The following is a 13,306-nucleotide window of genomic DNA, read 5'->3' on the forward strand; positions in this document are numbered from 1 at the left end:
AAGAGCGCGTCGGGCCCGCACTCTACGACACCGGACTCGACGCCGGCGAGGGCCTCTGGCTCAGAACCGGGTGGGCAGGACGATCATGACACGCCCGACCCGTCCACACTTTCTTGCCGATAACCCCCGGCCGGGCGCGGAAACGAATCAGGCCCGATCCTTGCGGACCGGGCCTGATTCTCTTTGTTGCGGGGACAGGATTTGAACCTGCGACCTCCGGGTTATGAGCCCGGCGAGCTACCGAACTGCTCCACCCCGCGGCACGTCTAATAGCCTAACACGGCTCCTGCACAACGTCGAATCGGGGCAGGATGGAGCCATGACCTCCTCGTCTCCGCTCGTCGCCGTCTGCCAGTTCGCGCCCGGCTCCTCCCGCGAGGACAACCGGCGGCGGGTGGCGACGCTGGTGACGGATGCCGCACGGCGCGGCGCCGTCGTGGTGGTGCTGCCCGAGTACTCCAGCTACTTCGTCGACCCGATGGACGCCACCCTCGCCGAGAACGCCGAGACGCTGGACGGCGAGTTCGTGCAGGCGTTGAGCGCCGTCGCGGCGCGCAACGGGGTGACCGTCGTCGCCGGACTGGTGGAGAGCGCGGCGGACGGGCGCGTCTGCAACACGCTCGTCGCCGTGTCGGCGCAGGGCGTGCGCGCCGTGTACCGCAAGCAGCACCTGTACGACGCGTTCGGGCAGCGCGAATCCGACTGGATCGCCCCCGGCGAGCTCGGCCAGGCGTCCGTGTTCGAGACGGCCGGCATCCGGTTCGGCCTGATGACCTGCTACGACCTGCGCTTCCCCGAGGTGGCGCGCACACTCATCGACGCCGGCGCCGACGCCCTGGTGATCCCCGCCGAGTGGGTGCGCGGCCCGCTGAAGGAGCACCACTGGACCACGCTTCTCACCGCGCGGGCGATCGAGAACACCGCGTACGTGATCGCCGCTGACCACCCGGCGCCGATCGGCGTGGGGCTGTCGCAGGTGATCGACCCGCAAGGCGTGGTCGTCGCCGGCGTCAGCTCCGGAGAGGGCATTGCCACGGCATCCCTCGACCCGGCGCTGATCGCCCGGGTCCGCGAAGCCAACCCCGCGCTCCGCCTGCGCCGATACACCGTCGTCCCGGCATCCTGACCGGCGGCCCTGGCTGGTCGCGCTGGGCGTGGATGTGGCGCAGGTGGTCGCATCCGGGCGCGGGAAGCGACCATCTGCGACCCATCGAGAGAGGCGTGGCGACCAGGTGCGCCACATCCCGCGCCCCGAGGCGCGGACACGGCGCTCAGCCCAGCGCGGCGAGGCGGCGCGCGGCCTCCTCGAGCACCTCCACCCGCTTGCAGGCGGCGAACCGCACCAGTCCGGCGTAGCGGTCGCGGTTCTCCGCCGCGACGAACGCCGAGATCGGGATCGCGACGACGCCGGCCCTGCCGGGCAGCTCCCGGCAGAAGGATGCCGCATCGGCGCCGCCCAGGGCGGTCGCATCCGCCACGGTGAAGTAGCCGCCCTGCGGCGGGTGCACCGTGAACCCCGCCTGGCGCAGCGCTGCACCGAGCAGCTCATGCTTGGCGCGCAGCGCCGTGGCGGCATCCGCGAAGAACGCATCAGGCAGGCGCAGGCCCACAGCGATCGCCGGCTGGAACGCCGAACCGTTCACGTACGTCAGGAACTGCTTCACGGTGAGCACGGCGGTGATCAGGTCAGCCGGGCCGTGCACCCAGCCGACCTTCCAACCGGTCGTCGAGAACGTCTTGCCGGCCGACGAGATCGTCAGGGTGCGCTCGGCGGCGCCGGGCAGCGTCGCGATCGGCACATGCGGGGCGTCGAACGACAGATGCTCGTACACCTCGTCGGTGACGATCACGGCGTCGTGCCGCTCCGCCAGCCGCACCACCCCGGTGCGCACCTCCGGTCCGAACACGGCACCTGTCGGGTTGTGCGGATCGTTCACCAGGATGATCCGGGTGCGGTCGTTCACGGCAGCCGCGAGCGCGTCGAGGTCGGGCTGGAAGTCCGCCCGCTGCAGCGGGACGGTCCGCAGCCGGGCGCCCGCGAGGGCGACGACCGCGGCGTACGAGTCGTAGTACGGCTCGAAGACCACCACCTCGTCGTCGGGGGAGTCGATGAGTGCCAGCAGCGTCGCGGTCAGGGCCTCGGTCGCTCCGGCCGTCACCAGCACCTCGCGTTCGGGGTCGACCGTCAGCCCGTAGAAGCGCTGCTGGTGCTCGCTGATCGCCAGCAGCAGGTCGGGCACGCCGCGGCCCGGCGGGTACTGGTTCGCGCCGTTCGCGATCGCCGCGCGGGCGGCCTCGAGCACCTCCGCTGGGCCGTCCTCGTCGGGGAAGCCCTGGCCGAGGTTGATCGCCCCCGTCCTGACCGCCGCGGCCGACATCTCTGCGAAGATGGTCGGCGCCACCTCACCATCGGCGGAGAGCAGGCCTGCACCCGCAGCCGTGCGCCGCCACGCACCCGGTACGACATCCATGCAGAACAGGCTAAGACCATAGCGGCCTCGCAACTTCGCCATACGAAACGCACAGACTCACCCGGCACGCTGATAGGGCGTTGTGAAGGAGCAGATGATGAACGAGAACAGCACCCCCGGCGAGGTCCCCTCCTCCGACAGGCCGCACCCGGATGCCGCTCAGCCGGCGTCCCCGCAGGAGGGCCAGGTGCCCGGCGGGCACGCCCTTCCCGGCGCGTTCGGCTCGCACACGCCGGCCTGGCCGGCGCCCGGCCAGCCCGGGCCGCCGCGCCCTGACGCGGCACGGCCGCAGCACGCGCCGCAGCCAGGCCAGGAGCACGCCGGAGCCGCGTTCGGCGCGTACGGCACCGTGCCTCAGCCACCGCACCGCCCCACCGAACCGACGGTTCCCCTCGACCCGGCGCTGCTAGCGGCTCCGACCGCCACCGAGGCCGAGCCGCGCAAGACCGGACGCCCGGTGAAGGTGGCGGCACTGCTGCTCGCCGCCGCCCTCGTGGGCGGCGTGTCCGGCTTCGGCGGCAGCGCCATAGGCAACGCCGTGTTCGCCGGGCCCGTGGCATCCGACGGCTCCGGCCCCCAGACCGTGACCGTCAACAACCCCGGCTCCGTGAACGAGACGACCGCGATCGCCACCGAGGTGCTCCCGTCGGTCGTCACGCTCGAGGTCGCCGGCGCCGAGGAGTCCGGCAGCGGATCCGGAGTCATCCTGAGCGAAGACGGCTACGTGCTCACCAACACCCACGTGGTCACGCTCGGGGGCGCAGCCTCCGACCCGGCGATCCGGGTCACCACGTCGGACGGCCGCATCTACCAGGCGACGATCGTCGGCACCGACCCGGTGTACGACCTGGCTGTCATCAAGCTGCGCGGCGCCGAGGACCTCACGCCCATCGAGTTCGCCGACTCCTCCAAGCTCAACGTCGGCTCCACCGCGGTCGCCGTCGGCGCCCCGCTCGGGCTGGCGAACTCGGTCACCACCGGCATCGTCAGTGCGCTGAACCGCAGCATCCAGATCGCGTCCTCCGCCGCACCCGACAGCCCGGCCGACCAGCCGGAGGGCGAGGACCCGCAGGAGGGCGGCCCGTTCCAGTTCGACATCCCCGGCATGGGCAGCCAGCAGGCGCGGCAGTCGATCTCGATCTCGGTCATCCAGACCGACGCCGCCATCAACCCGGGCAACTCCGGTGGGGCGCTGGTCGACAGCGAGGGGAAGCTGATCGGCATCAACGTGGCCATCGCGACCGCCGGCGGCACGTCGTCCGGGGAGTCCGGCTCCATCGGCCTCGGTTTCGCGATCCCGTCGAACATCGCCAAGCGCATCGCCGACGAGCTCATCGAGGACGGCACCGCCACGCACGGTCTGCTGGGCGCTTCGGTGCGTGACGCGGGCGCGGTGGAGGACGCCGAGGTCGCCGGTGCGTACATCGCCGAGGTGACGGCCGGCGGCGCCGCCGCCGACGCCAGCCTGCGGCAGGGCGACATCATCACCGAGTTCGAGGGCCTGCCGATCACCGGCGCCAGCGACCTCACCGCCCAGGTGCGCGCACTCGCGGCGGGCAGCGACGCGAAGGTCACCTACGTGCGCGACGGCAAGGAGTACGAGGTCGAGGTCACTCTCGGAGAGTTGAAGCTCTGACCCGATCCGGACAGGACGCCACCCCGCGATAGGCTCGCGGGGTGGCGTCCTTCTCCTTCGGCACCGGCAACGCGGCGAAGCTTCTCCGGCTGCCGGTCTACGCCGTCGGACGCCTCGGCACCCGGCTGGTGCCCCGCGGCGACACCTGGGTGTTCGGTTCCGCAGCCGGCGTCGGTGATGGCGCGTTGGCACTCTGGCGGCACGTCACCAGCCAGGGGCATCGCGCGCTCTGGCTGGCCGGATCAGCCCGTGAGGAGGCGGATGCCGCCGCGCTCGGCATCCGCACCGTGCGCAGGGGCGGGGTGCGCGGCTGGTGGGCGACCGCCCGAGCCGGCGTCGTCGTCGTGACGCACGGCTTCGGCGACGTGAACCGCTACGCGGTCGGCGGCGCGTTCGTCGTGCAGTTGTGGCACGGCATCCCGTTGAAGCGGATCGGCCTCGATTCGCCGGCGACCGTGCAGGTGCCGGACGTCCCCGGCGCTGCGGTGCTGCGCCGGCTGGTCGCCGTGCTGTACCGCCGTGCCGCGCAGGCGATCCGGGTCCTGCCCGCGGCGTCGCACCGGTCCCGCGGTCGGCTGGAGTCCGCGTTCGGCCTGTCGGGCGACCGGGTGGTGGTCACCGGAGAGCCGCGAGTCGACGTGCTGTCCGCCGGCACCGCCGCGCTGCGCCGCGAGACGGCATCCGTTCTGCTGCTGCGCACCGGACCGCTGCTGCCCGGCCAGCGCGCGCTGCTGTACGCGCCGACCTGGCGTGACGGCGGAGCCGACCCGGCCGTCCCGACCGCCGAGGAGTGGGTGCGGATCGTGCAGCTGCTCGAGAGGCACGACGCGGTGCTGTTCATCCGCTCGCATCCGCTGGGCGAGGGAGCGTACGCGCCGCCGTGGTCGAGTGGGCGGGTGCGGATGCTGGGAGCCGGCGTGCTGTCCGACGTGACCCCCGCTCTGCCCCGCATCGACGTGCTCATCACCGACTACTCGTCGATGGCGTACGACGTGGGGCTGCTCGGCATGCCCGTGGTCTACCTCGCGCCCGACGTCGACGACTACGCACGGGTGCGCGGCTTCTACGGCACGTACCGGGAGGTCGCCGGCGACGACTTCGCCCGCGACTGGACGGCCGCGCTCGCGCAGCTGGATGCCGTGCTGGGCGATCCGGCCGAGCACGCCGCCCGCTCCGAGCGGTCCGCCGCGCTCAGCGCACACATGCACGCGTACCGCGACGGCGAGAACACCCGGCGCGTGTACCAGGCGATCCGCGCGCGGGGGATTCCCGCGCCGAAGGGAGCACGATGACCACTGCCCGCGTGGATGAGCTGACGGAGACGCTCGTGATCGCCGGGAGCGGGGCGCGTCCGGCATCCGCTGTGCTCGAGGGCCGGCGGGCGCGAGTCGCAGCGCGCGTGACGGGCGGTGGGAAGACGTGGAAGGCGACGTTCCCGTTGCGCGTGTCACGGTGGGGCGGCGCCGCGCTGCCGCTGCCCGCCGGCACGTACGAGCTGCGGGTGGACGGCGCGGAGATCGACCCGCTCCACCTGGACCCCGTGCTGCTGCCCATCCTGCGGATCGCGGCGAGCGGGACGTCGGTGCTGGTGTCGCCGCCGATCGACCCGCTGTACGAGACGGCTGAAGGGCAGTCCACCCTCGAGGAGCGGTACGTGTCGCAGATCGGGGGCGGCGAGAACGCGGTGTTCTTCGAGAGCTTCTACGGCCAGAACGCCGGCTGCAACCCGCGGGCGATCGACCGGGTGCTCGCCGAGCGTGCCCCCGGCGTGACGCGGTACTGGAGCGTGGCCGACCTCTCCGTCGAGGTGCCGCAGGGTGCCATCGCCGTGGTGGAGGGGTCGCCGGAATGGTGGCGGGCCCGCGCCGACGCCCGCCTGCTCGTCGTCAATGACTGGCTGCGACGCCGGTTCGTGCGCAAGCCGGGTCAGCGCGTGCTGCAGACCTGGCACGGCACCCCGCTGAAGCGGCTCGCCCTGCACCGCCCTGGGTTCGACCCGCGCCGCATGGCGGCGGTGATCAAGGAATCCCGCCGGTGGGACGTGCTGCTCGCCCAGAACGTGTACGCAGAGCGCGTGCTGCGCAAGGCGTACGCGTTCTTCGGCAAACCGATCTGGGTCGAGGGCTACCCGCGCAACGACCTGCTCGTCTCCGGCGACGCGGTCGCCGTCCGCGCCGCGCTCGGCATCGGCGCCGACGAGCGCGTGCTGCTCTACGCGCCCACCTGGCGCGACGACCGCGCCGAGATGGTGGACTTCGTCGACCCGCAGGAGCTGGCCGCGCGGACCGGGTCGGTCGTGCTCGTGCGCGGACACTCCCGCACCCTGAAGCCCGGCCGGGACTCCGCCGGCGCGCGGGTCATCGACGTCACCGGCTACCCGGAGACGGCCCGGCTGCTGCTCATCGCCGACGCCCTCATCACCGACTACTCGTCGATCATGTTCGACTTCAGCGTCACGGGCCGGCCGATGTTCTTCCTGGTGCCCGACCTCGAGCATTTCCGCGGCAAGCTGCGCGGCTTCTATTTCGACCTCGCGCAGCGCGCCCCCGGACCGCTGGTGCGCAGCCAGGAGGAGCTGGTGCAGGCGCTCGCCGCGGCGGACACCGGCAGGTACGCCGAGCGGTACGACGCCTGGCGTGCGCAGTTCAACCGCCGAGACGACGGTCACGCTGCGGAGCGGGTCGTGGCGCGCATCCTCGACCAGGGGTGGCTGACTGCCTGAGCCGGGCGCGCGTTGCGTCGACGACCGTTACGGCAGAGGTGTGTTCCGGTCGCCGAGTCGCGAGGCGTCCACGGTGTCCCGCGCGCCGCGGAACACGCCGGCGAGGAAACCCACCCCCCAGGCGATGTGCATGGTGGGCAGCACCGCCATGGTCCACAGGCGTTCCCTCAGCCCACGCCGGCCGGGCGCGAGCGACACGGCGACCACGAGCAGGGCGTACGCGATCAGCGGCAGGTAGATCAGCGAGGCGACCACGGCGGCCAATCCGCGCAGCACGCCGGTCAGCTGGAGGATGCCGATGAGCGCGGCGAGTCCGAGCAGGATCACCAGCGCCGGGGGAGCGAAGTACCGCAGCCCGTTGCGGCGGCCGTAGCGGCGGACCAGCTCGCCGCGCCAGGCGCCGGTGGCCCGGAACTGTCGGGCCAGCCGCCACCAGCTCTCCCGCGGCCAGTAGGTCACCGACAGCTCGGGGTCGAACCACACCAGGTGCCCGGCCTGCCGGATCCGCAGGTTCAGCTCCCAGTCCTCGCCGCGGCGGATGCTCTCGTCGAAGTAGCCGACCTGCTCGAGCACGTCGCGGCGCATAACGCCCAGGTAGGCGGACTCGGCCTCGCCCTCGCGACTGCCGCCGTGATACGCGCCGCCGCCCAGGCCGACGGGGGAGTTGTACAGGCGTGCGACCGCGCGCTGGAACGGGGTGCGCCCGTCGGCGCGCATCACCCCGCCGACGTTGGCGGCGCCGGTGCGCCGCAGGGTCTGCAGCGCCCGCAGCGCGTAGCCGGGGGCGAGCTCGGAGTGCGCGTCGACGCGGATGACCGTGGGGAACCGGCTGGCCCTGATCGCGGCGTTCAGACCGACCGGGATGTGCGCGGCCGGGTTGTCCACGAGCCGGATCCGGTCGTCCTCCGCGGCGAGGCGCTGCGCGAGGGCGGTGGTGCCGTCGGTGGACGGGCCGAGGGCGAGGACCAGCTCGGTGGGCCCGTCGACCTGCTGCTCGAGCACGGAGCGGACCGCGTGCTCGAGGTAGGCCCGCTCGTTCAGCACCGGCATCACGAAGGACACGCCCTCCGCCGGCCTCGTGTCGTTGTCGTGCACGTGTCGATCATGTCATGCGGCCCCTGCGAGCTCCGTGCGACGGAGGCTTCCAGGTTGGCTGGTTACGGTGGCCGGATGGACCTGACGACCGATGCGAAGAAGGCGTACCGGCTGCTGCGCAGGGCCTTCACCGCCCGCACCGCCCATCAGCGCGTCACGGCTCTGCTGGCCCAGCAGCCCCCGCACCCCGCGGCGCACTACCGGATCGCGGTGTACTTCGCCGACACCGCCGTGAACGTGTACCAGATGCGGCAGTGGTATCGGCCGCTGCAGCAGCTCGCGGAGCGATGGCCGGTGGTGGTGATCTCGCGCTCGCCCGTGGGAGCGGCGGCGCTCCTCGAGGACGGTGCTCTGCCGGTCGCCTTCACTCCGCAGATCGAGGATCTCGAGCGGTTCATCGCCGAGCAGGACATCCGGATCGTGCTGTACGTGAACCAGAACACCCGCAACTTCCAGATGCTCCGCTACGGCCGGCGGTGGCACGTGTTCATCAGCCACGGCGAGTCCGACAAGATCTACATGGCCAGCAACCAGTACAAGGCGTACGACTACGCCCTCATCGCCGGGCAGGCCGCGGCGGATCGCCTGCGTGAGGCGCTCTGGGACTACGACGTGGATGCCAGAACGCTGCGGATCGGCCGGCCGCAGGCCGACCACTTCTCCGGCACCCCGCCCTACACCGCCGACGATCGCACCGTGGTGCTGTACGCGCCGACGTGGGAGGGCGACCGGCCGTCGATGAGCTACGGCTCGGTGGTCAGTCACGGGGTGACGCTCGTCGGGCGGCTGGTCGCCACCGGCCGTCACCGGGTGATCTATCGGCCGCACCCACGCACCGGTGTCATGGAGCACCGCTACGCCGCCGCGAGCCGGCGGATCGTGGCGATGCTGAAGGCCGCGAACCAGGCCGACCCGTCCGCCCAGCACGTGTTCGACGAGGGGCCGGAGGTCGGCTGGCAGCTGGCAGCCGCGGATGTCGCGGTCCTCGACGTGTCGGCGATGGTGTACGACCGACTGGCCACCGGCAAGCCGCTCATGGTCACCCGCCCGGTCAGTGCGGAGGCCGAGATCGATCGCAACGGCTACCTGTCGGCGTGCGAGTGGCTGACCGCGGAAGGCGCGCACGACATCGTCTCGGAGATCGATCGGGTGCGAGTGGACGAGGAGGCCGTGACGCGGCTGCGGACCTGGTCGGAGAGGTACTTCGGCGACACCTCGCCCGGTGCGGCGACGGCGCGCTTCCACGCCGCGATCGAGCGGCTGATGCAGCTGTGGGACGCGCAATACGCCCGCGAAACCAGCCCGACGTGAACGATATCCTGGTCTGATGGGTGTCGTTTCCGATGGGAAGAAGGCCGTCCGGCTGCTGCACCGCGCGCTGAAGTCGCGCGCCTCGGTGCAGCGGGTGAGGCGCCGGCTCGCCGAACGCGGTCCGCACCCGCACGAGCATTTCCAGATCGCCGTGTACTTCGCCGACGGCGCCGTGAACATGTACCAGATGCGGCAGTGGTACCGGCCGCTCGCGCGACTCGCCGAGCGGTGGCCTGTCGTGGTGCTGTCCCGCAGCGCGAGCGGAGCCGAGAAGCTGCTCGAGGAGGGCGCGCTGCCGGTCGCGTTCGTCCCCACCGTCCGCAACCTGGAGAAGTTCATCGCGAAGCAGGACATCCGCATCGTGCTGTACGTGAACCAGAACACCCGCAACTTCCAGATGTTCCGCTACGGCCGGTGCTGGCACGTGTTCATCAACCACGGCGAGTCCGACAAGATGTACATGACCACCAACCAGTACAAGGCGTACGACTACGCGCTGATCGCCGGGCAGGCCGCGCGTGAACGTCTGAGCCGCACGCTGTGGGACTACGACCTCGATCGCCGCGCCATCGAGATCGGCCGTCCGCAGGCCGATCACTACTCCGGCACGCTCCCGTACACGCCGAACGAGCGCATCGTCGTGCTGTACGCGCCCACTTGGGAGGGCGACCGTCCCTCGGCGCACTACGGCTCGATCGCCAGCCACGGTCAGACGCTGGTCTCGGCGCTGCTCGCCACCGGTCGCCACCGCGTGATCTACCGTCCGCACCCGCGCAGCGGCGTGGTCGACCCGGGCTACGGCGACGCCCACCGCCGGATCCTCGCGGCGATCGCCGCGGCGAACGCCGCCGACCCGAGCGCGCAGCACGTGTACGACGACGGTCCTGAACTCGGCTGGCAGCTCGCCGCCGCCGATGTCGCGATCGTCGACATCTCGGCCATGGTCTACGACCGGCTCGCGGCAGGTAAACCGCTGCTCATCACCCGCCCCGCCGATGAGCGGGCCTCGATCGACACGAACGGCTACCTCTCGGCGTGCGAATGGCTCACCGTGCAGGGCGCGCACGACATCGTCGCCGAGGTCGAGCGCGTCCGGGCCGACGAGCAGGCCGTCGCGCGCCTGAGGACGTGGGTGCAGCACTACTTCGGCGACACGACGCCCGGCGTCGCGACCGAGAAGTTCCACGCGGCGATCGAGCGACTCATGCGCACCTGGGACGAGTGGAACGCGCGGGAGCTTGAGGCGCTGGCCGCCCGCGGGTCGAACAGCGACGAGAACGCCGCCTGAATGGAGTTCACAGCCGCGGCATCCGTCGCCTCCCGCCTCGAGCGGGCGAGCAGCAGCCCCTCGACCAACGCGGAGCTGCGCGAGCGCGCCGCGGATGCCGTCGGCTGGCCGCACCTGTCGGTGCTGCTCACCGACGACCAGACGGCCGGTCGCGGCCGGCTGGACCGGCAGTGGGTGACCCCCGCCGGGTCGGCCCTGGCGGTCTCGGTGCTGCTGCGCGACCTGCCGGAGTCAGCGGACGCGCGGGGCTGGATCCCGCTGGCCGCGGGGGTGGCGATGGCCGACGCGATCGCGACGCAGCTGCCCGGCCGCCGGGTCGGGGTGAAATGGCCGAACGACGTGCTCGTGGAGGGGCGCAAGATCTGCGGCATCCTCGCGGAGGCGGCGGGTGACGCCGTGATCGTCGGTTCCGGTGTGAACACCGCCATGACCGCCGAGCAGCTGCCGGTCGAGACGGCCACGTCGTTCGCCGTGCACGGCGTGCAGGCCGACCTCGACCGTCTGCTGGCGGACTACCTCGGCCGGCTCGACGCCCTGATCGCGGGTCTGCGCCGGCACGGGGGAGCGATGGCGTCCGGGTTGCACCGCGACGCCACCGCCCGTTGCGTCACCCTCGGCGAGGAGGTCGTGGTCTGGCTGCCGGGCGGAGAGCGGATGCCGGGCACCGCGACGCGACTGGAGGCCGACGGCCGGCTCGTGGTCGCGCGCGGCGACGGCGGGGTGCGCACGGTCGCCGCGGGCGACGTCGTCCACGTGCGTCCGGCGGGCTCGGCGCAGTCGGTCTGAGGGCGCCGCGGCCACGGCATCCGCGCCCCGGCGCGCCTGACCGGCGTGTCGGAGGTGCTGGGCACAATAGGGGTGTGACCCAGCCCGTGACGCTCGGAGGACGGCCGATGATGCCGCCGCCGGGCGCGCCCGTCGAAGAGCTGCTCGTCGCGCGGTTCCGCGGGCACGCGCGCCGGCTGCTGTGGTCGGCGCTGGTGCTGATCGCGGTGTGCGGTGCCGTCGCGTACTTCTACGGCAACCTGCCCGCCCCGTACGAGGACTGGATGCTGCTGTGCGCGGCGGCCGTGGTCGTGCTCGGGCTGGTCGTGGTGCCGTTCCTGGTGTGGTTCTCGCGCACCTACACGATCACCACCCGTCGGGTGATCGTGCGCGACGGACTGGGCTCGCGCAACCGGCGTGAACTGTCGCACACCCGGGGCTATTCGATCTCGGTGCGCCGTGGCCTGATCCAGCGCATGTGGGGTGCCGGAACCATCACGCTGAGCAACGGGGTGGACGCCCCGCTGCGGCTCATCAACGTGCCGAATGTGAACCTGGTGCACGAGACGCTCGCCGACCAGATCGAGGTCAACCAGATCCTGGCGCATCGCGACGCGCACTCCACCGGCGAGCCGCTCACCAGCCGCTGAGCGGCCGCGGGCCGCCGTGACGGGCGGCACAGCGGCGACCGGCGTCATACGGAAGAATGGACCCGACGAAAGGGGCCCGGATGACCGTGCGCATCGGCGTGATCGGCGGAGGACAGCTGGCGAGGATGATGATCGCCCCCGCAGTGGAGCTCGGATTGGACCTGCGGGTCCTCGCCGAGGACGAGGGCATGGCCGCGCAGCTCGCCGCCACCGCGGTCGGCGATTACCGCGACCTGGACACCGTGCGGGCGTTCGCCGCCGATGTGGACGTGATCACGTTCGACCACGAGCATGTCCCGCAGGACGTGCTGCGCGCGCTCGTCGCCGACGGCGTGCAGGTGCACCCCGGACCCGACGCACTGCAGTACGCACAGGACAAGCTCGTCATGCGTGCGCGCCTCGCCGAGCTGGGCGTCCCGCAGCCGGAGTGGGCGGCGGTGTGCGACGCGGCCGAGCTCCAGGCGTTCATCGACGAGAACGGCGGCGCCGCCGTGGTGAAGACCCCGCGCGGCGGGTACGACGGCAAGGGGGTGCGCGTGGTGCGTGCCGGTTCGGAGGCCGAGGACTGGTTCTCGACGCTCAGCGACGGCGATGCGCTGCTGGCCGAGGAGCTGGTGTCGTTCACGCGCGAGCTCGCACAGCAGGTGGCACGCCGCCCGAGCGGCGACATCGTCGCCTACCCGCTGGTGGAGACCGTGCAGCGCGACGGCGTGTGCGCCGAGGTGATCGCACCCGCCCCCGGGACGACCGACCGGCACGTGCTGGTCGCTGAGCGGATCGGCCGACAGATCGCCGAGGGCCTGGGCGTCACCGGGATGCTGGCCGTGGAGCTGTTCGAGACCGACGACGAGCGCATCCTCGTCAACGAGCTCGCCATGCGCCCGCACAACAGCGGCCACTGGAGCCAGGAGGGTGCGGTCACCGGGCAGTTCGAGCAGCACCTGCGCGCCGTGGCCGACCTGCCGCTCGGCAGCACGCGGCCCAGGGCCCCGTGGTCGGTGATGGTGAACATTCTCGGGGGGCCCACCGAGGGGGCGCTCGAGGACCGCTTCACGCAGGCGCTGGCCGAGCACCCGGAGGCGAAGGTGCACACCTACGGCAAGGCACCGCGCCCCGGGCGCAAGGTGGGGCACGTGAACGTCACCGGCGACGACCTGGACGACGTCGTGTACACCGCCCGCGCGGCGGCGGACGAGTTCCTCTGAGTCGCGTATGGCGCTTGGGTCGCTGAGCCTGTCGAAGGGCCCGTATGGTTCTTGGGTCCCTGAGGTTGTCGAAGGGCCCGTGCCGTTGCGTGGATCTCCCAGGCGCGCCGCGTAGCCTGTCATGGTGACTGAGCCACTGCACTCTTCGAGCGCGCCCCTGGTC

The 13,306-nt window shown here is 72.0% G+C and carries 11 protein-coding genes and 1 tRNA gene; 9 read left to right on the forward strand and 3 right to left on the reverse strand.

Annotated features, from left to right (window positions below; translation table 11 throughout):
• Positions 1-186: 186 nt before the first annotated feature.
• Positions 187-260: transfer RNA gene (locus tag RIF65_RS08165), tRNA-Met, on the reverse strand.
• Positions 261-319: 59 nt separating this feature from the next.
• Here RIF65_RS08165 and RIF65_RS08170 point away from each other — a divergent pair.
• The gene (locus RIF65_RS08170) at positions 320-1,126 is read left to right on the forward strand and encodes a carbon-nitrogen hydrolase family protein (protein WP_309065033.1); all 807 of its coding nucleotides are present in this window, start codon (positions 320-322) and stop codon (positions 1,124-1,126) included.
• 145 nt (positions 1,127-1,271) lie between these two features.
• Here RIF65_RS08170 and RIF65_RS08175 read toward each other — a convergent pair whose 3' ends face one another.
• Positions 1,272-2,471 (reverse strand): aminotransferase class I/II-fold pyridoxal phosphate-dependent enzyme, encoded by a 1,200-nt coding sequence (locus tag RIF65_RS08175; protein WP_309065034.1) that lies wholly within the window; start codon positions 2,469-2,471, stop codon positions 1,272-1,274.
• Positions 2,472-2,568: 97 nt separating this feature from the next.
• On the opposite strand from RIF65_RS08175, the gene RIF65_RS08180 reads away from it, so the two are divergent.
• Genes RIF65_RS08180 through RIF65_RS08190 form a run of 3 tightly spaced genes read left to right on the forward strand, consistent with a single transcriptional unit; the run spans position 2,569 to position 6,829 of the window.
• The gene (locus RIF65_RS08180; RefSeq protein ID WP_309065035.1) at positions 2,569-4,107 is read left to right on the forward strand and encodes a S1C family serine protease; all 1,539 of its coding nucleotides are present in this window, start codon (positions 2,569-2,571) and stop codon (positions 4,105-4,107) included.
• 41 nt (positions 4,108-4,148) lie between these two features.
• Positions 4,149-5,399 (forward strand): CDP-glycerol glycerophosphotransferase family protein, encoded by a 1,251-nt coding sequence (locus RIF65_RS08185; RefSeq protein ID WP_309065036.1) that lies wholly within the window; start codon positions 4,149-4,151, stop codon positions 5,397-5,399.
• On the forward strand, positions 5,396-6,829 hold the full coding sequence (locus RIF65_RS08190) for a CDP-glycerol glycerophosphotransferase family protein (RefSeq protein ID WP_309065037.1): 1,434 nt from the start codon (positions 5,396-5,398) through the stop codon (positions 6,827-6,829). The genes RIF65_RS08185 and RIF65_RS08190 overlap by 4 nt, the downstream gene beginning before the upstream one ends.
• Positions 6,830-6,856: 27 nt before the next feature.
• Here the strand turns inward: RIF65_RS08190 and RIF65_RS08195 are convergent, their stop codons facing one another.
• Positions 6,857-7,879, reverse strand: coding sequence for a glycosyltransferase (locus RIF65_RS08195; RefSeq protein WP_309065288.1), 1,023 nt, complete (start codon positions 7,877-7,879; stop codon positions 6,857-6,859).
• Between the two features lie 120 nt (positions 7,880-7,999).
• Here RIF65_RS08195 and RIF65_RS08200 point away from each other — a divergent pair, with 120 nt between their 5' ends.
• From RIF65_RS08200 to RIF65_RS08220, 5 genes are all read left to right on the forward strand, one after another.
• Entirely contained in the window at positions 8,000-9,235 is a 1,236-nt protein-coding gene (locus RIF65_RS08200) for a CDP-glycerol glycerophosphotransferase family protein (RefSeq protein WP_309065038.1), read from the forward strand.
• 16 nt (positions 9,236-9,251) lie between these two features.
• A complete protein-coding gene (locus RIF65_RS08205; protein WP_309065039.1) occupies positions 9,252-10,523 on the forward strand; it encodes a CDP-glycerol glycerophosphotransferase family protein in 1,272 nt (423 codons plus the stop codon).
• Complete coding sequence (locus tag RIF65_RS08210; protein WP_309065040.1) at positions 10,524-11,309, forward strand: biotin--[acetyl-CoA-carboxylase] ligase; 786 nt, start codon at positions 10,524-10,526, stop codon at positions 11,307-11,309.
• 74 nt (positions 11,310-11,383) lie between these two features.
• The gene (locus tag RIF65_RS08215) at positions 11,384-11,938 is read left to right on the forward strand and encodes a PH domain-containing protein (protein WP_375142140.1); all 555 of its coding nucleotides are present in this window, start codon (positions 11,384-11,386) and stop codon (positions 11,936-11,938) included.
• A 56-nt stretch (positions 11,939-11,994) separates the two neighbouring features.
• Entirely contained in the window at positions 11,995-13,143 is a 1,149-nt protein-coding gene (locus RIF65_RS08220; protein ID WP_309065041.1) for a 5-(carboxyamino)imidazole ribonucleotide synthase, read from the forward strand.
• The last annotated feature ends 163 nt before the right edge of the window (positions 13,144-13,306 follow it).

This window comes from Microbacterium sp., from assembly GCF_031180975.1.
Classification (GTDB): domain Bacteria; phylum Actinomycetota; class Actinomycetes; order Actinomycetales; family Microbacteriaceae; genus Microbacterium.